Annotated in this window: 24 protein-coding genes; 8 read left to right on the top strand and 16 right to left on the bottom strand. The window is 45.3% G+C overall.

The window, feature by feature from the left end; genetic code table 11:
- The first annotated feature begins 28 nt into the window (after positions 1–28).
- Positions 29–1,594, top strand: coding sequence for a M4 family metallopeptidase (locus QRX25_RS07155; RefSeq protein ID WP_065981373.1), 1,566 nt, complete (start codon positions 29–31; stop codon positions 1,592–1,594).
- A 50-nt stretch (positions 1,595–1,644) separates the two neighbouring features.
- Here QRX25_RS07155 and QRX25_RS07150 read toward each other — a convergent pair whose 3' ends face one another.
- The 3 genes from QRX25_RS07150 to QRX25_RS07140 all read right to left on the bottom strand — a co-directional run bounded on the left by QRX25_RS07150 (position 1,645) and on the right by QRX25_RS07140 (position 3,202).
- Complete coding sequence (locus tag QRX25_RS07150; RefSeq protein ID WP_115997202.1) at positions 1,645–2,097, bottom strand: GNAT family N-acetyltransferase; 453 nt, start codon at positions 2,095–2,097, stop codon at positions 1,645–1,647.
- The gene (suhB, locus tag QRX25_RS07145) at positions 2,084–2,881 is read right to left on the bottom strand and encodes an inositol-1-monophosphatase (protein WP_065981371.1); all 798 of its coding nucleotides are present in this window, start codon (positions 2,879–2,881) and stop codon (positions 2,084–2,086) included. The genes QRX25_RS07150 and suhB overlap by 14 nt, the downstream gene beginning before the upstream one ends.
- Before the next feature lie 132 nt (positions 2,882–3,013).
- Positions 3,014–3,202, bottom strand: a complete 189-nt coding sequence (locus QRX25_RS07140; protein WP_003154513.1) for a YkzI domain-containing protein — start codon at positions 3,200–3,202, stop codon at positions 3,014–3,016.
- 243 nt (positions 3,203–3,445) lie between these two features.
- On the opposite strand from QRX25_RS07140, the gene QRX25_RS07135 reads away from it, so the two are divergent.
- Complete coding sequence (locus tag QRX25_RS07135) at positions 3,446–4,078, top strand: DUF1054 domain-containing protein (protein ID WP_115997201.1); 633 nt, start codon at positions 3,446–3,448, stop codon at positions 4,076–4,078.
- A 34-nt stretch (positions 4,079–4,112) separates the two neighbouring features.
- Here the strand turns inward: QRX25_RS07135 and QRX25_RS07130 are convergent, their stop codons facing one another.
- A complete protein-coding gene (locus QRX25_RS07130) occupies positions 4,113–4,379 on the bottom strand; it encodes a UPF0223 family protein (RefSeq protein WP_013352126.1) in 267 nt (88 codons plus the stop codon).
- A gap of 178 nt (positions 4,380–4,557) precedes the next feature.
- Here QRX25_RS07130 and QRX25_RS07125 point away from each other — a divergent pair, with 178 nt between their 5' ends.
- A complete protein-coding gene (locus QRX25_RS07125; RefSeq protein WP_212101231.1) occupies positions 4,558–6,030 on the top strand; it encodes an aminotransferase class I/II-fold pyridoxal phosphate-dependent enzyme in 1,473 nt (490 codons plus the stop codon).
- A gap of 48 nt (positions 6,031–6,078) precedes the next feature.
- Here QRX25_RS07125 and QRX25_RS07120 read toward each other — a convergent pair whose 3' ends face one another.
- Both QRX25_RS07120 and QRX25_RS07115 read right to left on the bottom strand, forming a co-directional pair.
- Positions 6,079–6,198 carry a GapA-binding peptide SR1P gene (locus tag QRX25_RS07120; protein ID WP_003154518.1) on the bottom strand — a complete coding sequence of 40 codons (120 nt, stop codon included), beginning with the start codon at positions 6,196–6,198 and terminating at the stop codon, positions 6,079–6,081.
- Between the two features lie 113 nt (positions 6,199–6,311).
- Complete coding sequence (locus QRX25_RS07115) at positions 6,312–7,115, bottom strand: polysaccharide deacetylase family protein (RefSeq protein WP_115997199.1); 804 nt, start codon at positions 7,113–7,115, stop codon at positions 6,312–6,314.
- A gap of 246 nt (positions 7,116–7,361) precedes the next feature.
- Between QRX25_RS07115 and QRX25_RS07110 the strand changes: the two genes are divergently transcribed.
- Complete coding sequence (locus tag QRX25_RS07110) at positions 7,362–7,736, top strand: hypothetical protein (RefSeq protein WP_014470449.1); 375 nt, start codon at positions 7,362–7,364, stop codon at positions 7,734–7,736.
- A 48-nt stretch (positions 7,737–7,784) separates the two neighbouring features.
- On the opposite strand, the gene lpdA is transcribed toward QRX25_RS07110, so the two are convergent.
- The 5 genes from lpdA to QRX25_RS07085 all read right to left on the bottom strand — a co-directional run bounded on the left by lpdA (position 7,785) and on the right by QRX25_RS07085 (position 13,840).
- On the bottom strand, positions 7,785–9,197 hold the full coding sequence (gene lpdA / locus QRX25_RS07105) for a dihydrolipoyl dehydrogenase (RefSeq protein WP_065521367.1): 1,413 nt from the start codon (positions 9,195–9,197) through the stop codon (positions 7,785–7,787).
- A gap of 4 nt (positions 9,198–9,201) precedes the next feature.
- On the bottom strand, positions 9,202–10,530 hold the full coding sequence (gene pdhC / locus QRX25_RS07100) for a pyruvate dehydrogenase complex dihydrolipoyllysine-residue acetyltransferase (RefSeq protein WP_065981369.1): 1,329 nt from the start codon (positions 10,528–10,530) through the stop codon (positions 9,202–9,204).
- A 123-nt stretch (positions 10,531–10,653) separates the two neighbouring features.
- A complete protein-coding gene (pdhB, locus tag QRX25_RS07095; RefSeq protein WP_013352120.1) occupies positions 10,654–11,631 on the bottom strand; it encodes a pyruvate dehydrogenase complex E1 component subunit beta in 978 nt (325 codons plus the stop codon).
- A 3-nt stretch (positions 11,632–11,634) separates the two neighbouring features.
- Positions 11,635–12,750, bottom strand: a complete 1,116-nt coding sequence (gene pdhA, locus QRX25_RS07090) for a pyruvate dehydrogenase (acetyl-transferring) E1 component subunit alpha (protein WP_013352119.1) — start codon at positions 12,748–12,750, stop codon at positions 11,635–11,637.
- Positions 12,751–13,171: 421 nt separating this feature from the next.
- On the bottom strand, positions 13,172–13,840 hold the full coding sequence (locus QRX25_RS07085) for a YkyA family protein (protein ID WP_081309497.1): 669 nt from the start codon (positions 13,838–13,840) through the stop codon (positions 13,172–13,174).
- A 249-nt stretch (positions 13,841–14,089) separates the two neighbouring features.
- On the opposite strand from QRX25_RS07085, the gene QRX25_RS19830 reads away from it, so the two are divergent.
- Together QRX25_RS19830 and def are read left to right on the top strand one after the other, a co-directional pair.
- A complete protein-coding gene (locus QRX25_RS19830; protein ID WP_014470452.1) occupies positions 14,090–14,275 on the top strand; it encodes a YjcZ family sporulation protein in 186 nt (61 codons plus the stop codon).
- Between the two features lie 112 nt (positions 14,276–14,387).
- Entirely contained in the window at positions 14,388–14,942 is a 555-nt protein-coding gene (def, locus tag QRX25_RS07075) for a peptide deformylase (protein WP_065981368.1), read from the top strand.
- Positions 14,943–14,976: 34 nt separating this feature from the next.
- Here the strand turns inward: def and QRX25_RS07070 are convergent, their stop codons facing one another.
- Positions 14,977–15,750 (bottom strand): Cof-type HAD-IIB family hydrolase, encoded by a 774-nt coding sequence (locus QRX25_RS07070; RefSeq protein WP_065981367.1) that lies wholly within the window; start codon positions 15,748–15,750, stop codon positions 14,977–14,979.
- Positions 15,751–16,103: 353 nt separating this feature from the next.
- On the opposite strand from QRX25_RS07070, the gene rnpZA reads away from it, so the two are divergent.
- Together rnpZA and rnjA are read left to right on the top strand one after the other, a co-directional pair.
- Positions 16,104–16,313, top strand: a complete 210-nt coding sequence (gene rnpZA / locus QRX25_RS07065) for an RNA polymerase subunit omega 1 (RefSeq protein WP_013352114.1) — start codon at positions 16,104–16,106, stop codon at positions 16,311–16,313.
- 5 nt (positions 16,314–16,318) lie between these two features.
- Entirely contained in the window at positions 16,319–17,986 is a 1,668-nt protein-coding gene (gene rnjA, locus QRX25_RS07060) for a ribonuclease J1 (RefSeq protein ID WP_029575210.1), read from the top strand.
- Between the two features lie 36 nt (positions 17,987–18,022).
- On the opposite strand, the gene ade is transcribed toward rnjA, so the two are convergent.
- From ade to QRX25_RS07040, 4 genes are all read right to left on the bottom strand, one after another.
- A complete protein-coding gene (ade, locus tag QRX25_RS07055) occupies positions 18,023–19,756 on the bottom strand; it encodes an adenine deaminase (RefSeq protein WP_212101228.1) in 1,734 nt (577 codons plus the stop codon).
- 148 nt (positions 19,757–19,904) lie between these two features.
- Positions 19,905–20,570, bottom strand: a complete 666-nt coding sequence (gene ktrC / locus QRX25_RS07050) for a Ktr system potassium transporter KtrC (protein ID WP_065981365.1) — start codon at positions 20,568–20,570, stop codon at positions 19,905–19,907.
- A 40-nt stretch (positions 20,571–20,610) separates the two neighbouring features.
- A complete protein-coding gene (locus tag QRX25_RS07045) occupies positions 20,611–21,438 on the bottom strand; it encodes a gamma-glutamylcyclotransferase family protein (RefSeq protein WP_115997196.1) in 828 nt (275 codons plus the stop codon).
- Position 21,439: 1 nt separating this feature from the next.
- Positions 21,440–22,744 (bottom strand): ATP-binding protein, encoded by a 1,305-nt coding sequence (locus QRX25_RS07040; protein WP_212101225.1) that lies wholly within the window; start codon positions 22,742–22,744, stop codon positions 21,440–21,442.
- Positions 22,745–22,746: the final 2 nt, after the last annotated feature.

Genomic DNA, 22,746 nt, shown 5'->3' with positions numbered 1-22,746 from the left:
TCATTATTTTCAAAAAGGGGGATTTATTGTGGGTTTAGGTAAGAAATTGTCTGTTGCTGTCGCCGCTTCCTTTATGAGTTTAACCATCAGTCTGCCAGGTGTTCAGGCCGCTGAGAATCCTCAGCTTAAAGAAAACCTGACGAATTTTGTACCGAAGCATTCTTTGGTGCAATCAGAATTGCCATCTGTCAGTGACAAAGCAATCAAGCAATACTTGAAACAAAACGGCAAAGTCTTTAAAGGCAATCCTTCTGAAAGATTGAAGCTGATTGACCAAACGACCGATGATCTCGGCTACAAGCACTTCCGTTATGTGCCTGTCGTAAACGGTGTGCCTGTGAAAGACTCTCAAGTCATTATTCACGTCGATAAATCCAACAACGTCTATGCGATTAACGGTGAATTAAACAACGATGCTTCCGCCAAAACGGCAAACAGCAAAAAATTATCGGCAAATCAGGCGCTGGATCATGCTTATAAAGCTATCGGCAAATCACCTGAAGCCGTTTCTAACGGAACCGTTGCAAACAAAAACAAAGCCGAGCTGAAAGCAGCAGCCACAAAAGACGGCAAATACCGCCTCGCCTATGATGTAACCATCCGCTACATCGAACCGGAACCTGCAAACTGGGAAGTAACCGTTGATGCGGAAACAGGAAAAATCCTGAAAAAGCAAAACAAAGTGGAGCATGCCGCCACAACTGGAACAGGTACGACTCTTAAAGGAAAAACGGTCTCATTAAATATTTCTTCTGAAAGCGGCAAATATGTGCTGCGCGATCTTTCTAAACCTACCGGAACACAAATTATTACGTACGATCTGCAAAACCGCGAGTATAACCTGCCGGGCACGCTCGTATCCAGCACCACAAACCAGTTTACAACTTCTTCTCAGCGCGCTGCCGTTGATGCGCATTACAATCTCGGCAAAGTGTATGATTATTTCTATCAGAAGTTTAATCGCAACAGCTACGACAATAAAGGCGGGAAGATCGTATCCTCCGTTCATTACGGCAGCAGATACAATAACGCGGCCTGGATCGGCGACCAAATGATTTACGGTGACGGCGACGGTTCATTCTTCTCACCTCTTTCCGGTTCAATGGACGTAACCGCTCATGAAATGACACATGGCGTTACACAGGAAACAGCCAACCTGAACTATGAAAATCAGCCGGGCGCTTTAAACGAATCCTTCTCTGATGTATTCGGGTACTTCAACGATACTGAGGACTGGGATATCGGTGAAGATATTACGGTCAGCCAGCCGGCTCTCCGCAGCATATCCAATCCGACAAAATACGGACAGCCTGACAATTTCAAAAATTACAAAAACCTTCCGAACACTGATGCCGGCGACTACGGCGGCGTGCATACAAACAGCGGAATCCCGAACAAAGCCGCTTACAATACGATTACAAAAATCGGCGTGAACAAAGCGGAGCAGATTTACTATCGTGCTCTGACGGTATACCTCACTCCGTCATCAACCTTTAAAGATGCAAAAGCAGCTTTGATTCAATCTGCGCGGGACCTTTACGGCTCTCAAGATGCTGCAAGCGTAGAAGCTGCCTGGAATGCAGTCGGATTGTAAACAAGAAAAGAGACCGGATTTCCGGTCTCTTTTTTATATCTAAAAACATTTCACAATGGCTTCACCATGATCATATATGTCTTTTCCCGATCGTCTTTTTCAAGCTTCAGCTGTTCAAAGCCGCACTGGCTTAAAAACAACACCCATTCCTGCCTGGCAAGGGGAACGGCTGTAAACATCGCTTTATGTTCCGCTCTCAGCCGGCCGGCAATCTCTTCAATGACCGCGCGCCCGATTCCTTTCTCGTTTGCCTCCGGAGCGACGGCCACAGTTCCGAGCCACGGTTTTCCGTTTGAAGGCGCCCATTCCAAATGAAAGCTGACGGCGGCGGGAGTGCCGTCAAGCTCCCATACAAGCCACGTTCCATTGTACATGGAGTACGCAAGCATAAACTCCGCCGCATTTTCTGTTCCGAATTCTTCGACTTTCCACACCGGGTGTGCTGCCGCCAGCTGCTCCAGAAATCCGATATCCTCTTCTTCAAACTCCCTATCTGTCAGCATGTAAATAGTCGTCAAAAATAATTTTATGTATCGCCGGATTCCCCGCAAGCACGCTGTGGTTTTCTAAAAACGTAAACGGCTCACCGTCTGTGGTCGTGTAAATACCGCCAACTTCGTTCAGCAGCACACAGCCGGCAGCATAATCCCACGGCGCAAGCCTCATCGTGATGTATGCGTCAATGCGTCCGGCCGCAACACTGGCCAGCTCAAGTGCCGCCGAGCCGTAGGAGCGCGTTCCTCTCACCCGTTTCACGAGCGGCGCCAAAATACTTGGATCAATTCTTCGGTTTTCCGTTACCCATGTGGCATTGATTGCAATAATCGCTTCTTCAATGGAAGCCTCTTTTAAAGGAGGAAGCGGCGTGTCATTCAAGTAAGCCCCTTTTCCGCTGAATGCGTGATACAGTTCGTCCTGCATTACATCATAAATTAAGCCGATTTTGCCTTTTCCGTCTTCAAAAATGCCGATGGAGATCGCGAAATGCCTCTTTTGATGGACAAAATTCATCGTTCCGTCAATCGGATCAATGATCCAGACGATTCCGTCCAGAGAGCGGAGTTTATCCCCCTGTCCTTCTTCTCCGAGAATGCGGTGTCCGGGAAAAGTTCCCTGTATACGGTCAATGAAAAAGCGTTCCGTCTCTTTATCAATATTTGTGACTAAATCATTCGGATTTGATTTTGTTTCAATCGTCAAGCTTTCCTGCATGGATTGTCTGATTCTCGCTCCGGCTTCTTTTACCCACTGTTTTGCGATTTCATCAATTTCCGTCCAATTTGTCATACCGTGTACCTCTTTTCTATGTATAGCTTACTCTATAGCATACTGATAAAGACGATTAAAAAGCAAGGAAAATGAAAAAATGCCTTCTCACGTAAAAACGAACCATTTCCTGCGGTTCGTTTTTACTATTCTTTATCCGTTAAGACGAATCCATTCTTTTCTGAGACGTTCCAGTTTTCTTTTGCTGAGATCGATTTGATCTTCATTCTCTTTTTGCATGGCCTCATACAGGGTTGCCAATTCATAATCAACCTCTAGTCTCCAGACAGCTACACGGTTATTTTTTTCCTCCCTGAATCCTTCCTTCACCACTTGCCTCATTGTCTTTCGCCCCTTCCAGAGATCATTTGTTAAAAAAGCATCCCATTTTCCAATTTTCCAATTCATTTATGATACTTCTTATATCGTATGGAAACTTATATTCGGCTGTAACAACATTCTTAAAATTGTGTGTTTACCTATTCGTTTTTTACCACCGATTCTCTCTGCTGAAACGTTCTCAATGTTTTTGCGGCCGGCGGCGGCTGTGGTAAAATATGAATACTTACGATAAGGAGGAAAAAGATGACTCAGATGCGTTTTACAAAAGAAGACTTTGACACATTTACAATAGAAGGTTTAGATCCGCGCATGGAGGTATTAAAAGAACAAGTCCGGCCGAAGCTGACCTTGTTAGGAGAGCATTTCGCACCGACATTGTCGGCATTGACCGGAGATGAAATGTTCCCGCATGTCGCCAAGCACGCAAGAAGATCTGTCAACCCGCCGGCTGACAGCTGGGTTGCCTTTGCCAACAGCAAACGCGGCTATAAGAAACTCCCCCACTTTCAGATCGGATTATGGGACACCCATATGTTTGTATGGTTTGCCATCATTTATGAATCTCCGATAAAAGAGGAGTACGGCAGATTGCTGGAGGCAAAGCAGGAGGAAATCACAAAACAGATTCCCGCTCATTTTGTATGGTCGCCGGATCATACGAAGCCCGGTGCGTACAAGCAGTCCGACATGGATCAGGAACAGCTGAAAACATTGTTTGAACGCCTGCAGACAGTAAAAAAAGCAGAGCTTTTGTGCGGCATCCAGCTTCAAAAAGAAGACGTGATCAACATGAACAACAATGAATTCCTGCAAACCATTGAAGATGCTTTTAGGAAGCTTTCCTTTTTATACACGCTGACTCAGAAAGTCTCATAACATAAAAAGCGGGCCGATTGACGGCTCGCTTTGTTTACATTTTAATAACCGCTTGATCTGATTGTTTCGCCTGTTTCACAGTCCGGTACGGAGAATAGGTGCTGTCAGCTTCAAATCGGCTGCAGATTTTCTTTTCTTCCGCTTTTCCGGGAACGATTTCTTTAAAGCGGCGGTACGCATTCAGAAGTCTGTCTCGGTCAGCTCCTTTTTCGTAGGCGTTTTCCACCTGCTGAAAAAAAGCAATGACATCCACGGCCTCCTCTGTCGTCCAGTCCTCATTCATCGGATATTGATATTCCATACGTCTTCACTCCTTTATATTCCTGCTCAAAATAAGCATCTTCCATAGATCATAAATTGTTCTTTACATTCTTTCAAGTTCATAATATAATTCATTTGTTTTACGTTTAAAAAACGGGTAATAAACTGAATGTAATACAAACTAATCCGTAGGTATTATGATAAAGGTGGGAAAACAATTGCCGCAACATGAAACACCCCTGTACAGCGGACTGAAAAAGCACGCGGACAGACAGCCTGTCCAGTTCCACATTCCGGGCCATAAAAAAGGCGCGGGAATGGATCCGGAATTCAGACAATTTATCGGAGAAAACGCGTTAAGCATAGATTTAATTAATATTGAACCTCTGGATGATTTACATGCGCCAAAGGGCATCATTAAAGAAGCACAGGAACTGGCCGCTGAAGCATTCGGCGCAGACCACACCTTCTTTTCCGTTCAAGGGACGAGCGGCGCCATAATGACGATGGTAATGGCCGTATGCGGACCTGGAGATAAAATCATCATTCCGAGAAACGTCCATAAATCCATTATGACGGCCATTGTATTTTCCGGAGCGGTGCCGATTTTTATACATCCGGAAATTGACGATGAACTCGGAATTTCTCACGGCATCACGCTTGAATCTGCCGAGCGGGCTTTGACTGAGCATCCTGACGCAAAAGGGCTTCTTGTCATAAACCCGACGTATTTCGGTGTGGCAGCTGACCTGAGCAGCATTGTCAAGCTCGCGCATTCTTTCAATGTGCCTGTTCTTGTCGATGAAGCGCACGGCGTGCATATTCATTTTCATGATAAGCTTCCTCTGTCCGCCATGCAGGCGGGCGCAGATATGGCAGCCACTAGCGTTCACAAATTGGGAGGCTCTCTGACCCAGAGCTCCATTTTAAATGTGAGAGAAGGCCTTGTATCCAAAGAAAGAGTGCAGTCGATTCTAAGCATGCTGACGACAACGTCAACATCCTATCTGCTTCTCGCTTCACTTGATGTCGCAAGAAAACGGCTCGCTACAGAAGGCCGCGGCCTTCTTGAAGATACGATCCTGCTGGCGAATCAGACACGGGAACGTCTCAATCAAATTGAAGGCATCCGCTGTGTCGGCGAAGAAATCACAGGGTCTAAAGCTGCCTTCAGTTATGATCCCACTAAATTAATCATTTCGGTCAAAAACCTCGGCCTGACGGGTCATGACGTTGAAAAATGGCTTCGCGAATCATATAATATCGAAGTCGAGCTGTCTGATTTGTATAACATCTTATGTATTTTCACGCCCGGAGACAGAGCCGGAGATGCCGACCGTCTTGTAAGAGCGCTTACAGACATTTCAAAGCAGGCTGCCGCCAATGAGTACGCTCACCGGCAGACGGAAGTTCTGCTTCCTGAAATTCCTCTGTTAGCGATGACGCCAAGAGACGCGTTTTACGCAAATACGGAAGTCATCCCGTTAAAAGAATCTGCGGGACGGATCATTGCCGAGTTTGTTATGGTGTACCCGCCGGGAATTCCGATCTTTATTCCGGGCGAAATCATTACGGAAGAAAACATCAGCTACATTTTCAAAAACCTGGACGCCGGCCTTCCCGTGCAGGGTCCGGAAGACGCAACGCTTAACATGATCAGAGTCATCAAAGAGCAAAAAGCCATCCAATAAACATAAAGAAGCCCGAAACCAAATCGTTTCGGGCCTTTTTACGCCGTTTTACTCTTCTTCAAGATGACACTGGCATTGTCCGCAGCATGTTCCGTATAACGTCGTTACCTTCTCATCCTCGAAGTAATGAATCGCTTCGTTACAGTCTTGGCAAACAATCGTACCCATCTCTCATTCCCCATTTCTCAGAATTTGAAAACGCTTAATTTTCACTTGTTGTTATTATATTATTATGTCACATTTAATATGTCAACCAATAAATTGTATAACACATTTATTTTTTAAGGTCTTTTTATTTCCCGAGGATCAATCACGGTATATCCTTTATTACGCAATCCTTTTACAATGTCAGGTATGGCTTCAGCCGTCCATTTTCGGTCATGCATTAATATGTTGGCTCCGTCCTTCAGATAAGGGCTGCTCAGTGTTATATCGGTAAGCGCTTTTTTGGATTGATATTTCTGCTCCCAATCATATCCGAAGGTCCAGTTCATTTTCACCATACCTTCTTTTTGTATGAGTTTGTCACTGTAGTCCGTATTGCTTCCGAAAGGCGCCCTAAAAAATGCCGGTTTTTCCCCGATTACCTTCTCAACCGCTTTATTAACACCGATGATTTCTTCCCGTTGTTTTTGTTCAGAAAGGTCTTTCAAATCTTGATGAGTCATTGTATGATTTCCGATCATAAATCCTAACTCATGAATATGCTGAAGCGCTTTCTTGTTTTCATCTTTTTTCAAAAATTGACCGTTTACAAAGAAGATCGCTGACGCATGGAGATCATGCAGTTTGTCCGCAATCTCAGCGGCATGCTGATCAGGGGCATCATCTATCGTTAACAATGCGATCGGTTTTTTGTCTTTTTGGTCATCCAGTTTTTCCACGGCAAAGGTTTTCGGGTTGATATAGTAACGGGGCTCTGCCTTCTGTTTTTGCTGCTTCTCCTCTGTTGTATGATCGTTTTCCTGTTTGGCATGATCGACCGCGGCTTGAGAATGGGGCCGATTGTTTGTTTGCGTCTTTTCATTTGATTGGCAGCCGACGAGGAAGCACATACACATGACAGCTGCAGCGGCTTTATACATTGCAATCCCTCCTGATGGTTTTGCCCACAGTATAACGAAAAAACAGCGTTCTCACGAAAAACAATGTGCCTTTGTTACACATCGGCGGCCGAAGTTGTCACACGTATTATTTCTTCATTAAAAACGGTTTCAATTATATAACAATTAAGTAACAAGCCTTAGGTTTTTTACCTCTCATGATACACTTAATATAGTCCTTATTAATGGATGATCCAATATATTATATAAAACAGAGGAGAAAGATAGATGCGCTACCGTACGGTGATTCCCTTTTTTTTGATGCTGTTCGTTCTGTCAAGCTGTTCGGTTTCTACTGTCAGTCCATTCAAAAATAACCGGATCGACAGCATACATCACACTCAAATCTTGTTTTTTTCCGATGAAAATCATATAGATAAAGAAGTGCCTTACTACGATGCGATTCTTGATTTAGAAAAGAAATATCCCCATCATGTCGATCAAATGAAGGTTTATGACAACAGAAAGGGCTGGGAAGAAGAAATCAACACGTTCCCGGCTTTAATGGTGATCAATCACCGGCATGTCGTCATGAAGATTGAAGGCGCCGTAAAGAAAAAAGAGGATATCATCAAGCCCATGCAGCATGTGCTTGCAAAATAAAAACAGCCCCCGCTTTTAAAGCGGAGGCTGTTTCTTTTCTTGCAATGATTATTTTACGATATGGATCGGGCTTCCGATTGCTACTTCGGCAGCTTCCATTGTGATTTCGCCCAATGTCGGGTGAGCGTGAATTGTCATTGCGATATCTTCAGCAGTCATTCCGCCTTCGATCGCCAGGCTCAATTCAGAAATCATGTCAGAAGCGCTTGCGCCGGCAATTTGCGCACCGATCACAAGACCGTCTTCTTTACGAGTGATCAGCTTCATGAAGCCGTCAGTTTCGTTAAGAGACAGCGCGCGTCCGTTTGCTGCAAACGGGAATTTGGCAGCAACGACTTCAATGCCTTCTTCTTTCGCCTGTGCTTCAGTGTAACCGACAGAAGCCAGTTCAGGCTCAGAGAATACAACCGCCGGAATACCGAGGTAATCAATTTCAGCAGGCTCTCCTGCAATAGCTTCCGCAGCGATTTTACCTTCGTAAGACGCTTTGTGAGCCAATGGAGGTCCGTCAATGATGTCACCGATTGCGTAAATGTTCGGTACGTTTGTGCGGCACTGCTTGTCTGTTTTAATGACACCGCGGTCAGTCATTTCGATACCGACTTGCTCAAGGCCGAGCTCATCAGTGTTCGGACGGCGTCCGACAGTGATTAATACGTAATCAGCATCAACCGTTTTTTCTTCGCCTTTTACTTCGAATGTAACTGTTACGCCGTCAGGTCTTTCTTCAACGCCTTTAGCCATAGCGCTTGTATGAATTTCAACGTTGCCTTTTTTCTTCAGTCTGCGGGTAACAAGAGAACTCATTTGTTTTTCGAAGCCAGGAAGAATTTCATCTCCGCCTTCTAAAATAACCAATTCAGTTCCGAAGTTCGCATACGCTGTTCCAAGCTCAGTACCGATATATCCGCCGCCGATAACAACGAGCTTTTTCGGAATTTCTTTAAGCGCCAGTGCGCCTGTAGAGTTCAGAACGCGTTCGCTATATTTGAAGTTTGGCAATTCGATAGGGCGAGAACCGGTAGCGATGATCGCATTTTTAAATGTGTATGTTTGCGCAGAGTTCTCATCCATTACGCGGACAGAGTTGCTGTCTACGAAATAAGCTTCGCCTTTTACAACGTCGACTTTATTTCCTTTTAAAAGACCTGCAACACCGCCGGTAAGCTTATTTACAACAGAAGCTTTCCATTCTTGGACTTTTGTAAAGTCAACTTTTACGTTCTCAGCAGTGATTCCCATGTCATCTGAATGTTTTGCATTCTCGTAACGATGGCCTGCATTGATGAGCGCTTTTGAAGGAATACAGCCGACGTTCAGACAAACGCCGCCAAGAGTTCCTTTTTCAACGACTGTTACTTTTTGTCCAAGCTGAGCAGCGCGGATGGCAGCTACATAGCCGCCAGGTCCCGCACCAATCACAAGAGTATCTGTTTCAATAGGGAAATCTCCTACTACCATAACATTACGCCTCCATTAAAATAAGTTGTGGATCGTTCAGTAAACGCTTGATGTGGTTTAACGCATTTTGTGCAGTTGCTCCGTCAATCATACGGTGGTCAAAGCTGAGAGAAAGAGCTAAGACAGGAGCAGCTACAATTTCACCGTCGCGGACGATCGCTTTTTCAGCGATGCGGCCGATACCGAGAATCGCAACCTCTGGGTGGTTGATAACCGGTGTGAACCATTGGCCTCCGGCAGAACCGATATTTGTGATTGTGCAAGAAGCGCCTTTCATTTCCGCAGGTGCAAGCTTGCCTTCACGCGCTTTTGTAGCAAGGCTGTTGATTTCATCAGAGATTTCGAAAACGGCTTTACGGTCGGCATTTTTCACTACTGGCACAAGCAAGCCTTTTTCAGTATCCGCTGCAATTCCGATGTTGAAGTAATGTTTTTGGATCACTTCATCTGTTTTATCATCAATAGATGTGTTTAAAACAGGGAATTTTTTCAGAGCAGATGTTAATGCTTTTACGACGTAAGGCAGGTAAGTCAGCTTGATGCCTTGATCAGCAGCAACTTGTTTGAACTGTTTGCGGTGAGCAACAAGATTTGTTACGTCAACTTCATCCATAAGAGTTACGTGCGGTGCAGTATGCTTAGAGTTCACCATTGCTTTAGCAATCGCTTTACGGATACCGCTCATTTTTTCGCGTGTTTCAGGGAATTCGCCTTCAGGAGCTTGAGCTGCTGCAGGTTTAGCTGTTTCCTGAGGTGCCGCTGTTTCTTGCGGTGCCGCTTCTTGAGCCGCTCCTCCGTTTACAAAGCTGTCGATATCTTCTTTTACAACACGTCCGTTATTTCCTGAACCTGTTACTTTGCGGATATCAACGCCTTTTTCACGGGCATATTTGCGTACGGAAGGCATAGCGATCACGCGTTTGTTCGGATCAGCTTCCGCTTGGTCCTGCTGTCCTGCGCCGGTTTCTTTTGCAGGCTCTGCTGCGCGTTCTTCTTTCGCTACGTCCTGTCCTGCTTCAGCTGAAGACTGAACTTGCGCTTCAGTTTTCGCGTCGCCGGATTCGTCGCTTCCTTTAAATTGAAGATCTTCGTAACCAGGTGCGTCAAACGTAATAATCGTTTGTCCAACAGTTGCAACCGTTCCCTCTTCAACTTTTAATTCTAATACTTTTCCTTTAACAGGTGAAGGAATTTCTACCACTGCTTTATCATTTTGCACTTCAGCCAGTACATCGTCTTCTTCTACCTCGTCGTTTGGCTTAACAAACCATTTTACGATTTCGCCTTCGTGGATACCTTCCCCGATATCCGGAAGTTTAAATTCAAATGCCACAGTTTTCGACCTCCTAGTTGATTAAGCAAATTTTAGTTATGCATACGCAAGCATTGAACCTCTAAAAACAGGTTTTTTAATAGAGGAAAAGAACGTGTCTTTTCCTCCTGTTATGATGCCTGATTAAAATTCAAGAACTTTTTTCGCAGTTTCAAGAACGTCTTTGTGGTTTGGAAGCCATACGCTCTCAGCTTGCGAGAAAGGAAATACTGTATCAGGCGCTGCGACACGCAGTACCGGAGCTTCCAGGCTCAGGATCGCGCGGTCGTTGATTTCAGCAACAACGTTGGCCCCGACACCTGCTTGTTTTTGAGCCTCTTGCACGACAATTGCGCGGCCTGTTTTTTCAACAGAAGCAATAATTGTGTCGATATCAAGCGGGCTTACAGTGCGAAGGTCGATAACTTCAGCAGAAACGCCTTCTTTTTCAAGCTCTTCGGCAGCTTTAAGCGACTCATGAACCATCGCTCCGTATGTGATGATAGAAAGGTCAGTACCTTCACGTTTCACATCAGCTTTGCCAAGCTCGATTGTGTATTCTTCCTCAGGAACTTCCTGACGGAAAGAACGGTAAAGTTTCATATGCTCTAAGAAAACGACAGGGTCGTTGTCACGAATTGCAGAAATTAAAAGTCCTTTTGCGTCATACGGAGTAGACGGAATAACGACTTTAATACCCGGCTGCTGAGCTACAAGGCCTTCTAAGCTGTCAGCGTGAAGTTCAGGAGTGTGAACACCGCCGCCGAATGGAGAGCGGATTGTTACAGGTGAAGTCCAGCGTCCGCCAGAACGGTAGCGCATACGGGCCATTTGACCGGAAACTGAATCCATTACTTCATAAACAAATCCGAAGAATTGGATTTCCATTACCGGACGGAAACCGTTTAAGCCTAAACCAAGGGCAAGACCGCCGATACCAGATTCAGCAAGCGGTGTGTCAAACACACGGTCTTCACCGAATTCTTTTTGCAATCCTTCTGTCGCACGGAATACGCCGCCGTTCACACCAACGTCTTCTCCGAAAACTAAGACATTTTCGTCATTTTTCAGTTCTGTGCGTAACGCATCCGTGATTGCTTGAATCATTGTCATTTGCGCCATGGCTTACTTCGACTCCTTCTGTGTATAAGTTTCTAATTGCTCTTTTAGGTTGTAAGGCAATTCTTCGTGCATGATTTTGATTAAATCAGTCACTTTTTGTTTCGGTTCTGCATCTGCTTTTTTGATGGCCTGCTTAATTTCTTCTTTTGCAGCCTCAATTACTTTGCTTTCTTCTTCTTCAGACCACAGGCCTTTGTTTTCAAGGAAAGCGCGGAAACGGACGAGCGGATCTTTCTGCTCCCATTCGTTTTCGATTTCTTTCGTGCGGTATTTTGTCGGATCGTCACCGGCCATTGTGTGCGGACCGTAACGGAACGTAAGTGTTTCGATCAGTGTCGGACCTTCGCCGTTGATTGCGCGTTCGCGTGCTTCGGCAGTTGCAGCGTACACCGCAAGAGCATCCATACCGTCAACCTGAACGCCGACAATACCTGCTGCCGCCGCTTTTTGAGCGATCGTTTGAGCCGCTGATTGTTTTTCAACAGGTGTTGAAATCGCATAGCGGTTGTTTTGCACTACGAAGATTGCAGGTGCTTTGTAAGCTCCGGCAAAGTTGATTCCTTCGTAGAAGTCCCCTTGAGAGGCGCCGCCGTCACCTGTGTAAGTGATAGCTACGGCTTTTTTGCCCCGTTTTTTAAGACCAAGCGCCACACCGGCAGTTTGGATGTATTGAGCACCGATAATGATTTGCGGAGAAAGGGCGTTCACATCATCAGGCATTTGGTTTCCGCGGAAGTGTCCGCGAGAGAATAAGAACGCTTGGTAAAGCGGCAGACCGTGCCAGATTAATTGCGGCACATCACGATAGCCCGGAAGAACGAAATCCTCTTTTTCAAGCGCGAAATGCGTTGCGATTTGTGAAGCTTCCTGGCCGGCAGTAGGAGCGTAGAAACCGAGACGTCCCTGACGGTTTAATGAAATAGAGCGCTGATCAAGCACGCGTGTGTATACCATGCGGCGCATAAGCTCTTTTAATTGATCATCTGTTAAATCAGGCATCGCCGCTTCATTCACGACTTCTCCCTTTTCATTTAAAATTTGGAACGTTTCGAACTGCTTCTTAATGGCATCAAATTGCTTCTTACTGTCAACGATTGTTTTTTTCGTTTTTGCAGCCATACTAAAGTCACCTCTTCCTTTCTTTTAAACAGTCATTAGACGTGCATTCCTTTATACATACAAACTTAGGATACCCTAAAGTATTAGCAGCAAGTCGTATATATTTAGCCTATCCCCAGTTTGCCGAAACCTTTATGTAGGATCATCACTATCTGATCTGAACTGTATTATTGCGGAGTTATAAATGACTGATACAACACCGCTTGACATGGATTAGTTTACACCAAATAAAGAAGACCCGTCAATCGTTTTGGATGTTGATTTTAAATAAATGTATTCGCTTTAAATTTTTCAGTCGGGACAAGCTGTCCATCAGACGCAAACTGTACTAGTATACATACACCAACTGTACTACAATAGAATTCCATATCCGTTTTTTGGCATAAAAAAGGTGCCGGGCACCCGGCACCTTCCATCATTTTCAGTTTTCATTGACATGAAAGCCGGCCTCTTTATACAGCTCTTCTCTGGCCTGATTATACTCTTTTGTCTGCTTGTTAAACGCCCCAGCCTGCTTTAACACCTTTTTGTAGGAATCGTTCACTTTGCTGATCTGCTTGTCAAGGTCTTCTGCTGTTAAGTCTTTTTTCTTAATGATGCTGTACAATTCTTTATCATATTGAATGGCTTTCATATAGTCTTTATAGAGTGCGCCGTATAAGTCATAGCGTTTTTCCATATGTGCGGCAGCTGCTTTTGCCTTTTTCTTAATGGATTGATCTTTAATCGAGCCTGCTGTTTGTGTGACGGCTTCAAATTCTTTTTCTGAATTGTCTATACTGTCTTTTTCCGTTTTTAAATGCTGCTTGCGCTGTTCCGTGTTTTTAAGGGCCTCGTCTGAAAGTGAAACGATTTTGGCGTAATCGTTCATATTGAGCTGAATCACTTCGTTATACAGCTCATCCTCTTTTTTCTCCAATTTTTCTAACGTTTTCTGCTCCTTTTGAAACGGTTTTTCCGCTTGTACGGCTTTTTCCATCGAATCGTGAAGCATTTCAACCGGATCTTTTCCTCCGCAGCCTGCAAGCAGCATACTTGCGGCGCCGAGCGCTCCGATTCCCGCTAACACTTTTTTTTGTATCATGTTCACTTAAAATCCCCCAATCTTGACAATTTCCACTATAGAAGCCCGGACGCCGTTTGACAATAGCTGAGCTGTAATTGGTATTCCCGGAATCTTCTGGGTCAAGACGTTTATGGCGCTGTCAGAGAATACCGGCGTAAAAAATTGAGAAAACAGGGCGGATGACCATACATCTTTCCGGCATTTACATAGTTTATAGTAGACGCCGGCCCTGCTGATAAAGGGTCAGCGTAATTAAAAGAGGAGGGTTTATTTATGTACGGATATGGATACGGATTTGGCGGCGGTTGCTGCGGAGGCGGTTTCGGCGGTGGATACGGTTACGGCGGCGGTTACGGATACGGCTGCGGAGGCGGATACGGCCGCACATTCGCATTAATCGTAGTATTGTTTATCTTATTAATCATCGTCGGTGCAGCTTATTTAGGCTGCGGCTGCTGAACCGGCACCCCATAAACATCGGCCAGCCTCCTAAGGCTGGCCAATTGTTTCATTGCGCTGCGATAAAGAAATTCGCTATAATTTACATATTAAGCTTTAGGAGTGAAGTTTCTTGATTACTATGGAAAATATTGTCCGTGACGGACATCCCGCGCTCAGAGAGATCGCAGAAGAGGTTCAGCTTCCCGCTTCTGATGAAGAAAAACAGCATCTTGCTGATATGATTGAGTTTGTGAAAAACAGCCAAAATCCTGAATTAGCCGAGAAATACGAGCTTCGTCCCGGTGTCGGTCTTGCCGCTCCGCAAACAGCCGTAAAAAAACGGATGATCGCCGTTCATGCAGAAGATGCGAAAGGCACTTTATACAGCTATGCTCTTTTTAACCCTAAAATCGTCAGCCACTCAGTAGAAAAAAGCTACTTGACGAGCGGGGAGGGCTGCCTGTCGGTAGACGAGCCTATTCCAGGCTATGTGCCTCGCTACGCCCGCATCCGCGTAAAGGCGACGACGCTTGAAGGAGAACAGATTGACATTCGCCTCAAAGGTTTTCCGGCGATTGTGTTTCAGCACGAAATCGACCATCTGAACGGCATTATGTTTTACGATCATATCGATAAAGAAAATCCGTTTAAAGAACCTGAAAACGCCATTGCCATTGACCGTTAAAAAAAGCCGGCACTTCTCAAAGTGCCGGTTTTCTTTATTTCAAAAGGCCCAGTTCTTTGACAGCCCAGCTGATTCCTTCTTCATCCACCGATTTTGTGACGAAATCAGCGGCAGCCTTTAATTCTGGAACTGCATTTCCCATCGCCACTCCGGTGCCGACAAAACTGATCATCTCAAGATCATTCAGTCCGTCGCCGAAGGCATAAGTGTCGCTTATGTCGTACGGAAGCCGCTCAAGCACTCTTTTGATGCCTTCCGCTTTTGAACCGCCCTTCGGAAGCACGTCCGTTGACAGTTCATGCCAGCGGACGTAATCAAACTCCGGAAAAGCGGCATACGCTTTTTCTTCATGTCCTCGGCAGAATAAAAGGAGCTGATAAATTTCTTTTCCTTTATAAAATGTTTCATCAACTTCGGGATAAGGGGCTTTCAGACTGCCGATTCCTTCGGTGACGTGCGGATGTCCGGGGACAGTCGTCTTCATCGTGTCTTCCGCCATAAATACAACGGGGTGCTCCCCTTCTGACGCCTGCTTTAATAAACGCGCGACCGCATCTTCCGGAAGCGGGTTTTTATAAATGACATCTCCTTCAAACACCACAAACTGGCCGTTGTATGAGATAAATGACTCGATCTCAAGCTCTTCCAGAATCGGTCTTACCATAAACGGAGACCTTCCGCTGGCGATAAAAACATGATGGCCGGCCTCTTTAAGCGCCGCCACGGTGCTTCTTGTACTATCAGGGATATGTTTATCATGGTCATAGATCGTGCCGTCAATATCAAAAAAGATCAGTTTTGGTTTCATATCGATTTCTCCTTTATCCCGTTTATCAGTCGTGTCTTTTTCAATATCATCATACAGAAAGTTTTTCTTCCGGCAAACCGCCTTGATGAAATTCCAATTTTACCCACGAAAACAAATTCTGTTTTTCCGCATACTACTGCTATAAGGGCTTCAAAGGAGGAATACGATGCTGCGCCGTTTACGGAAGAAACTCAGAAGACAGTGGGGCGGAATGCTCCGAAAAAAAGTCATCGCGTAGAAGGGATCTTTCGGTTTTTGAAAGTCCCTTTTTTGCTCGAGACTTTCCTTATAATCCGTTTTCGAATATAATAGAATAAGCGAGTCTAACATACGGCATTTAAGGAGAGATTTGGATGATTTATAAGGTATTTTATCAAGAGAAGGCTGACGAAGTACCTGTTCGGGAAAAAACAGATTCACTTTACATTGAAGGCGTTTCAGAACGGGACGTCAGAACGAAACTGAAAGATAAGAAATTCAACATTGAATTTGTTCAGCCTGTGGACGGTGCTTTTTTAGAATATGAGAAGCAGAGCGAAAATTTTAAAGTATTGGAGTTATGAGCGGAATGAAATTTGTAAAAAATGACCAGACTGCCGTTTTCGCCCTCGGCGGATTGGGCGAGATCGGGAAAAATACGTACGGGGTGCAGTTTCAGGATGAAATTGTACTGATTGATGCGGGAATCAAATTTCCTGAAGATGAACTTCTCGGCATTGATTACGTAATCCCAGATTACACGTATTTAGTAAAAAACGAAGATAAAATTAAAGGTCTGTTTATCACCCACGGTCACGAAGACCATATCGGCGGTATTCCGTACCTGCTCAGACAAGTAAATATTCCCGTTTACGGCGGTAAACTCGCGATCGGCTTACTTCGGAATAAACTTGAAGAGCACGGACTGTTAAGACAGACCAAATTAAACATCATCGGTGAAGATGACATCGTTAAGTTCCGGAAGACGTCTGTATCCTTCTTCAGAACGACACACAGCATTCCGGATTCATACGGAATCGTCGTCAAAACACCGCCGGGCAATATCGTACATACCGGGGACTTTAAGTTCGACTTTACACCGGTAGGCGAACCGGCAAACTTGACAAAGATGGCCGAAATCGGGAAAGAAGGCGTCTTGTGCCTGCTTTCTGACAGTACAAACAGTGAAGTGCCTGATTTCACCATGTCAGAACGCCGCGTAGGCGAAAGCATTCACGATATTTTCCGAAAAGTGGACGGCAGAATTATATTTGCGACATTCGCTTCGAACATACACCGTCTTCAGCAGGTGATTGAAGCAGCCGTTTTAAACGGCAGAAAAGTTGCCGTATTCGGACGCAGCATGGAATCGGCTATTGAAATCGGACAAACTCTCGGGTATATCAGCTGTCCTAAAAATACGTTTATTGAGCATAACGAAATCAATCGTATACCTGCCAATAAAGTAACGATTTTATGTACGGGAAGCCAGGGTGAACCGATGGCGGCGTTATCACGCATCGCTAACGGCACGCACCGTCAGATATCCATTAATCCCGGAGATACGGTCGTCTTTTCTTCCTCTCCGATTCCTGGAAACACAATCAGCGTAAGCCGCACCATCAACCAGTTGTACCGTGCGGGCGCAGAAGTCATTCACGGTTCATTGAATGACATTCATACATCCGGGCACGGCGGACAGGAAGAACAGAAATTAATGCTCCGCCTGATCAAACCGAAGTTCTTCATGCCGATTCACGGGGAGTACAGAATGCAGAAAATGCACGTCAAACTCGCGACTGATTGCGGCATACCTGAAGAAAACTGTTTCATCATGGACAATGGAGAAGTGCTCGCGCTCAAAGGCGAAGAAGCCGCTGTGGCTGGCAAAATTCCGTCCGGCTCCGTTTACATTGACGGAAGCGGAATCGGTGATATCGGCAATATCGTGCTCCGCGACCGCCGCATTCTTTCAGAAGAAGGCCTTGTTATCGTTGTTGTCAGCATCAATATGGATGACTTTAAGGTATCGGCAGGACCTGATTTAATTTCAAGAGGTTTTGTATACATGAGAGAATCCGGTGATTTAATCAACGACGCGCAGCAGCTCATTTCGAACCATCTGGAGAAAGTAATGGATCGGAAAACAACGCAGTGGTCCGAAATTAAAAACGAAATTACCGACACGCTTGCTCCGTTCTTATACGAAAAAACAAAACGCCGCCCGATGATCCTTCCGATCATTATGGAGGTCTAAATAAAAAAAACTGCACTCATCACGAGTGCAGTTTTTTTATTGGAGCGGAATATGCTGAAAGGCCTTAACATCAAACAGACCCGCTGCCGTCATTTTAATGTCCGGAATGACGGGAAGCGCTAAAAACGATAATGTGAGAAACGGGTTGAAATCACCGGTGAATCCGAGCAGAGGAAGCTTTTCATGAAGCACGCCCAAACTGTCATTCACCCATTCCGCGGACTTATCAGACAAAAGCCCTGCGATCGGAAGCGGAACAGAGTGAAGCAATTCTCCGTTTTTCACGGCTGTTAACCCTCCCCCGGTGTCACGGAGCCTGTTGATTGCTTTTGCCAAATCGGCATCGTTTGTACCGACAGCGATGATATTGTGGGAATCGTGAGAAATGGTTGTGGCAATGGCGCCTTGTTTCAACCCGAATCCTTGTACAATTCCGAGCCCTATCATTTTTTCTCCGCTGTGGCGCTCTGCGACGGCGATTTTTAATAAATCTTTTTCTGTATCAGAACAAAATGCGTCAGCAGATGGTGCAGGCACTTCTTTTTTCCTCGTCTCCAAATGATTCGGTATCATTTCGATTACATTCATATGCCTGCCCTTTTGAATCGGCATATGAAAATCAGATTCAGTCAGCGGCGCTTTCAGCCGCACTGTATCCAACAGCGCCTGATCAGGCGAATAAGAGCCGGCAGACTGTTCATAAACCGTGCGTCCGTTCTCGGCAACGGTCCGTCCGGCGACCATGGTCTTCGTGACGGCAGCCTCCCGCAAATCTGAAATAAACAGCAGATCTGCGTCAAAACCCGGCGCAACCGCCCCTTTTGTTCCAAGGCCGTAGCACTCGGCCGCATTTAAGCTGGCGAGCTGATACGCAAGGAATGGATCAAGTCCCGCCTTTATCGCCATTTTGACTTGGTGGTTCACACTTCCTTCTGAAAGCAGATCGTCTACATGTTTATCATCCGTACAAAAGAAAAAGCGCCGCGCATTTTTTTCATTCACCGCCGGCAGCACATTGAGCGTATTTTTAGCCACCGATCCTTCGCGGAGCATGACATACATTCCCCGTCTGATTCTGTCCAGCGCCTCGTCTTTTGTCGTCACTTCATGATCATTTGACACCGATGCGGTCCTGTATATATTGATTATATCTGAAGACAGTCCGGCTAAATGCCCGTCAATCCGCTTTCCGTGATGCTTGGCATCAAGCAGTTTCTGAAGCATATCCTCTTCGCCTTCCGCAACAGACACATAATCCATAACTTCCGCAAGCCCCAGCACCTCTTTTTCCTGATAAAAAGGCTTTAAATCTGCGGCTTTTAATACAGCTCCTGAGCGTTCAAAGCTTGCCGCGGGAACACAGGAAGGAAGCATGAAACGAATGTTCAGTGGCGCTTTTTTCGCCTGCTCTATCATAAATGAAATGCCTTTTGCCCCGGAAACGTTCGCAATTTCGTGAGGATCAGTAATAACAGTAGTCACTCCGTGTGGGAGGACAGCTTTTGCAAATTCAATCGGAGTAACCATAGAGGACTCGATATGAACATGTCCGTCAATAAAGCCCGGAACGATCATTTGGCCTTCTGCATCAATGACTTCTTTCCCTTCATACTCGCCTAATCCGACAATCACTCCGTCCGTAATGGCGATATCTGCAGAAATCCATTCTTGGTTAAATACATCCATGATTTTTCCGTTTTTAATGACGGTATCGGCTTTTTGTCTGCCGGCTGATGCATTCAGCCGTTCAGCCAGTGTTTCTTTGTTCAAAATGAGGCCTCCTCTTTTTCTTTATATGGTACAATATGCTATCGGATCGCCTGATCATAGTCAATAAAAACTGCAGAAAACACCGCTTACACGATAAATGTCTTTCTATTCTGACATATAAAAAAGCCGTCCTTTTACGGACGGCTTTTCACTTTGTATGAAGCACTCTTTTTTCAAATCGGGAAATATCCGTAAGAGAGCCAATAACGATAAGAATATCTTCTTTTTGGATCATTTCAGTCGCCAGTGGAGATACGATCACTTCTTTTTCTCTCTTGATGGCCACGATATTAATGCCGTACTTCGCCCGGATGTCCAGATCAAGCAGTGTGTTACCCGCAAGCCTGCTGTTGGCCACGATCTCCACAATGCTGTGTTCGTCGGACAGCTCTAAATAATCAAGCACATTATTTGATATGATGTTATGGGCGATGCGCTTTGCCATGTCACGCTCAGGGTGGACGATGTGATCAGCCCCGATTTTCGCAAGCACTTTTTCATGATAATCGTTCTGCGCTTTGACCGTGATTGTGTTAACGCCGAGTTCCTTTAAGATCAGCGTCGTTAAAATGCTCGCCTGTATATTTTCGCCGATTGCCACAATGACGTGGTCAAAGTTGCGCAGCCCTAAGTTTTTCAGAACCGATTCATCGGTTGAATCGCCGATGACCGCGTGTGATGCGATTTTGGCATATTCATTTACTTTATCTTCATCAATATCCATCGCCATGACCTCAAGGCCTTCTTCACTTAACGCTTTGCAAATACTTCCGCCAAAGCGCCCGAGGCCGATGACGGCAAACTCTTTTCTCATAACAGTGCTCCTTTAAACAATATCTCTACTAGGAATAGTATCACATTTTCGGCAATGAGTTCATATAGCGTTTGAGCTTTTCTGAAAAGGCGGGCGATAAATACAAGTCGGCTCCGCGTTCGATTTCTTCCTGGTAGTGACCCGGAGGCGCGATTTCTTCCGCCTTATCAAGCACTAGAAACGTCAGGCAGCCTCTGTATACGCGGCCGCCGGCACATACTTCTATGAACGCGGGACGGTATGTATGGTTATCAACACCTTCTCTTTTGTACAGGTAAGTTGCCGCTTCAAACGGGAGCTTGTACAGCACGCCTTCGGTCCGTCCCCCGTCTTCAACAAGATCGGCTCTTGAACCGTCAGGACGCCTTAACGTGAATCTCGTGGAATACCCTTCAACAACCGCACCTCCGACAGGCTCAGCAAAAAAGTGATCGACCCCCGCCTGTTTAAACCGGGCATTATCCATACAGGATCCGTAAGCGAAATAATAAACCGGGCTGTCATCCTCCCGTTTCATAAAACGATATTCTTTCCAGTCTCCGCTTTTGATCCGGCTGAATGAGGCACACTGTTCCGACTTTAGGACATATGCGAAGGCGGTTTTATTCCCGACATCCGTCGTCACGGCGACTTCCTTCCGGTCAAAATCGGCATAATGCGCATCCAGCTTACGGATCATCTGATGATCTGTTTCATACAATTCCCCGTACACAAAAGCTGTTTCTGCTAAAGACGCCGCAGGCTGACCTTTATCTGTTTTATACAGGACGCCGTTTATCGCGGCCTGCTCGCACACACACGGAGCGCCTTTCAGCAGCTCATGTTTCTCTTCACGCTTCCGTAACAAACCGTATACAAAAAGAAGCAAGTTAGTTTTCCTCCTTTTGGACAGCAGCCGCTTCTAACGGCAGAATCACCTGAAACGTACTGCCTTCTCCATTTTTGCTCTTAATGTTAAGTTTACCATTATGCTCCTTCAGAATTCGTAAACAAATCGGAAGACCGAGGCCTGTTCCCTGATCTTTTGTTGAGAAAAATGGTTTCCCGATGTTTTCAAGCTTTTCTTTCGACATGCCGTTTCCTTCATCCTGTATGCTGATCACCGCATATTCTTCATCACGTTTTGTGTAAATATGAATATTCCCGCCGTCAGGCATCGCTTCAATCGCATTTTTAATAATGTTGATAAATACCTGTTTCAGCTGATTTTCGTCACCGTTGACTATACAGGACTCAGTCTGCGTGAAATCCTTCTCAATCACAGTGTTTGACAGCACCGCGTTCGTGTCAAGAAGCGTCGCCACCTGCTTTAAAATATGGTTAAGGTGATGAGCGGTAAAATTCACGGTCTGCGGCTTGGCGAGCAGAAGAAGCTCTCCCAGCACAAGATCAATCCTTTTAATCTCCGAAAAAATTATGTCGAAATAATCCGTTCTTTCCGGATACTGAGCTTTCATCAGCTGGAGAAACCCGCTGACTGAAGTTAAAGGATTCCTTACTTCGTGAGCGATACCTGCCGCAAGCTCCCCGGCAATGGCCAGCTTTTGAGATTGCATGGCAAGCCGTTCGTTCGTTTCCAAGAGCTCGTCGACCGCTTTTTTCCGTTCACTGATATCAGACATCGTCCCCAGGCTTCCGACAAATTGCCGTCTTTGGTCATAATACAGCTTATAATGGACTTCTCCCCAAAAGATAGTGCCGTCGCTTTTAATATATTTGGCCGTAAACATTCCTGACGGAGCCTGCTGCTTGATTTGGGAGATAATATAATCATTGATATGTTTTTCTTTTATAAAATAATCATTATACATCGTGCCCATACACTCGCTGATGGAGTGGCCCGTAATCGCCGTCCAGGCTTGATTCAAATATGTAATATTCCCTTTCGAATCCGTCTGAAAAACAATTTCCTGCAGATTGTTCATGATGCGGTTTTTCTCATCTGAAAGCGCCTTTGCTTTCTGCTCGCTGTCCTTCAGCTCGGCCAGCAGCTGCTTTTTATTATCTACTTTATAAGCCAGCAGCCAGACGCTGATTAACGTGACGGCGGTAAAGATGATGTCAACAGGCCAGTTAATCGGATTCCGTTCAATCATATAAAATAAAAAATCCCAAAACATAATAAAAATCATTGCCAAGATTAAGGAAATGATACGCGCTTGATATTTTCCCATAG

The organism is Bacillus sp. L381 (assembly GCF_030284525.1).
GTDB lineage: Bacteria > Bacillota > Bacilli > Bacillales > Bacillaceae > Bacillus > Bacillus amyloliquefaciens.
The sequence above is the reverse complement of the archived record's forward strand: the minus strand, read 5'-3'. Positions and strand labels throughout refer to the sequence as shown.

Excerpts from the sequence above, each read along its gene's own strand:
- QRX25_RS07115 (WP_115997199.1), bottom strand. The coding sequence starts at position 7,115 with ATGTATAAAGCCGCTGCAGCTGTCATGTGTATGTGCTTCCTCGTCGGC.
- QRX25_RS07130 (WP_013352126.1), bottom strand. The coding sequence starts at position 4,379 with ATGGAATATCAATATCCGATGAATGAGGACTGGACGACAGAGGAGGCC.
- pdhB (WP_013352120.1), bottom strand. The coding sequence starts at position 11,631 with ATGGCGCAAATGACAATGATTCAAGCAATCACGGATGCGTTACGCACA.
- suhB (WP_065981371.1), bottom strand. The coding sequence starts at position 2,881 with ATGACAAATTGGACGGAAATTGATGAAATCGCAAAACAGTGGGTAAAA.
- pdhA (WP_013352119.1), bottom strand. The coding sequence starts at position 12,750 with ATGGCTGCAAAAACGAAAAAAACAATCGTTGACAGTAAGAAGCAATTT.
- QRX25_RS07150 (WP_115997202.1), bottom strand. The coding sequence starts at position 2,097 with ATGCTGACAGATAGGGAGTTTGAAGAAGAGGATATCGGATTTCTGGAG.
- ktrC (WP_065981365.1), bottom strand. The coding sequence starts at position 20,570 with ATGAGAAAAGAGTTTGCCGTCATCGGCCTCGGGCGCTTTGGCGGAAGT.
- lpdA (WP_065521367.1), bottom strand. The coding sequence starts at position 9,197 with ATGGTAGTAGGAGATTTCCCTATTGAAACAGATACTCTTGTGATTGGT.
- QRX25_RS07135 (WP_115997201.1), top strand. The coding sequence starts at position 3,446 with ATGACTCAGATGCGTTTTACAAAAGAAGACTTTGACACATTTACAATA.
- QRX25_RS07120 (WP_003154518.1), bottom strand. The coding sequence starts at position 6,198 with ATGGGTACGATTGTTTGCCAAGACTGTAACGAAGCGATTCATTACTTC.
- QRX25_RS07070 (WP_065981367.1), bottom strand. The coding sequence starts at position 15,750 with ATGAAACCAAAACTGATCTTTTTTGATATTGACGGCACGATCTATGAC.
- rnpZA (WP_013352114.1), top strand. The coding sequence starts at position 16,104 with ATGATTTATAAGGTATTTTATCAAGAGAAGGCTGACGAAGTACCTGTT.
- QRX25_RS07040 (WP_212101225.1), bottom strand. The coding sequence starts at position 22,744 with ATGGGAAAATATCAAGCGCGTATCATTTCCTTAATCTTGGCAATGATT.
- rnjA (WP_029575210.1), top strand. The coding sequence starts at position 16,319 with ATGAAATTTGTAAAAAATGACCAGACTGCCGTTTTCGCCCTCGGCGGA.
- QRX25_RS07140 (WP_003154513.1), bottom strand. The coding sequence starts at position 3,202 with ATGAGGCAAGTGGTGAAGGAAGGATTCAGGGAGGAAAAAAATAACCGT.
- QRX25_RS19830 (WP_014470452.1), top strand. The coding sequence starts at position 14,090 with ATGTACGGATATGGATACGGATTTGGCGGCGGTTGCTGCGGAGGCGGT.
- QRX25_RS07110 (WP_014470449.1), top strand. The coding sequence starts at position 7,362 with ATGCGCTACCGTACGGTGATTCCCTTTTTTTTGATGCTGTTCGTTCTG.